Source organism: Rhizobium sp. RAF56, from assembly GCF_052113965.1.
Classification (GTDB): domain Bacteria; phylum Pseudomonadota; class Alphaproteobacteria; order Rhizobiales; family Rhizobiaceae; genus Rhizobium.
The window spans coordinates 1-1,865 of sequence record NZ_JBFRDU010000095.1 but is presented as its reverse complement, the minus strand read 5'-3'; the positions used below and the strand labels follow the sequence as shown (position 1 = coordinate 1,865).

Genomic DNA, 1,865 nt, shown 5'->3' with positions numbered 1-1,865 from the left:
GTTCGACGCGCTGAGCTATGTCGCCGACGCGTTGCGCGACGTGGGCGCGATGGTCTTCGGCGTCGTTCTCAACGCAATCCCAACACCGAAAAATCAGGGAAGCCGCTTATGAACCTACACTTGCGGAATCGGCCGGAGCTCAAGGATCGGTTAAGAAAAACGCTGCAGTCGTTCGGCTATGAAACCGATGACTGGGTTCGCGTGGTTCTCTACCGCGAGGCCTTTGCCTTCATCCGGCAGCTCGGCCCTGAAACGCTCGATACGCTTGAGGTTTCCGGAGGCGTGCAGTGGCGCCGCGAATTCACGTTCAAGTCATATCGGGCCACCGAATATCCGGGGTTTGATATCTGCGCCGAGACGCTTCCGGAACGCTTTGATCTCATCATCGCCGACCAGGTATTCGAGCATTTGAAATGGCCGATGCGCGCGGCGCGCAACGTCTACGCCATGCTGCGTCCCGGTGGGCACTTCATCATTGCAACGCCGTTTCTGCTGCGGGTGCATGCCTCGCCGATCGATTGCAACCGGTGGACCGAAACTGGTCTTTCGTGCCTGCTGCAGGAAGCCGGTTTCCCCGAGGAGCATATCGAAACAAAGTCCTGGGGCAACAGAAACTGCGTGCGCGCCAACTTCAAGCGCTGGCCAAAGGCGGGCTTCCTCGGCTCGCTGAAGAATGAACCGGATTTCCCGGTGATGGTCTGGGCCTATGCCCGCAAGCCGCTGGCCGCTCAGGAGCAATAGCATGTTCGCCCGCGAAGCGATCTTCATCGAACCACCAGTGAGACACCTACGCATCGGCGTCGCGATAGCGACGGCCGGCCGCCCTGAGACCGTGCGCGAGACCGTCGGCCTGCTGAAAAGACAGATCCGCGCGGCCGACACGGTGCTGGTATGCTCGCCGCGACAGGAGGACGTCGAGGGGCTGTGCGAGAGCCATCCCGAGGTCGTTCATATCCTTGGCCCCAGGGGGCTTCCGCACCAGCGAAATCGGCTACTGGATGCCGCCGACGATCTCGACGTCCTGGTGTTTCTGGACGACGACTTCGTCATGGCGCCCGAATATCTTGCCGAAACCGAGGCGGTCCTTGCGGCTCATCCGACCGTCGTCATGACGACAGGCAAGGTCGTCGCGGACGGAATTCTAGGGCCCGGCCTCTCCGTGGCGGATGCTGAAAAGCATCTAGCAAAGTCGCCAGCGACAGGCTCGTTGCCCCTTGTCTCCGTCTATAACGGTTACGGCTGCAACATGGCGGTCCGCCTGACTGCTGTCAGGGCTCATCACCTCCGCTTCGATGAGCAGTTGCCGCTTTACGCCTGGCTTGAGGATGTCGATTTCAGCCGACGCCTCGCAGCCTTCGGATCGATCGTTCGCGTTTCTTCGGCGCGTGGCGTCCATCTTGGCGTCAAGTCGGGCCGGCAGCCCGGCATGGGGCTTGGTTACGCTCAGATCGCCAACCCCTGCTATCTGATCGCCAAGGGCACGTGTTCCTGGAGGAAGGGCTTCTTCCTCATGAGCAGAAACTTCGCGGCGAACGTTCTCGGGACGCTTCGCGGGGAGAAAGCGGTCGATCGTCGTGGCCGCCTCTCTGGCAATCTGCGAGCGGTGCTCGACCTCATGACCCAGCGTTTGGCGCCCTCGCGCGCCCAGCATTTTTGAAGGCGTGCACGATGACCTCATGCGACGGCTGCGGTTCTGTTTCGGCTGTGCAACCTGCTAAAGGTGAAGCGGCATGAGCAAGTTCCACACGCTCCAGATCCTGCGCGGGATTGCGGCGAGCATCGTCGTTGTGGATCACGCCTACCTCCGCCAGTTGGAATGGAGCACTGTTCCCGGCACTTACAGCACGCTCGCACAATTTTCCGGA

At 61.0% G+C, this 1,865-nt stretch carries 2 protein-coding genes; both read left to right on the top strand.

Annotated features, from left to right (window positions below; all coding sequences use genetic code 11):
- Positions 1-108: 108 nt before the first annotated feature.
- Complete coding sequence (locus tag AB4048_RS28670; RefSeq protein WP_442205328.1) at positions 109-741, top strand: class I SAM-dependent methyltransferase; 633 nt, start codon at positions 109-111, stop codon at positions 739-741.
- Between the two features lies 1 nt (position 742).
- Entirely contained in the window at positions 743-1,657 is a 915-nt protein-coding gene (locus AB4048_RS28665; RefSeq protein WP_442205327.1) for a glycosyltransferase family 2 protein, read from the top strand.
- The last annotated feature ends 208 nt before the right edge of the window (positions 1,658-1,865 follow it).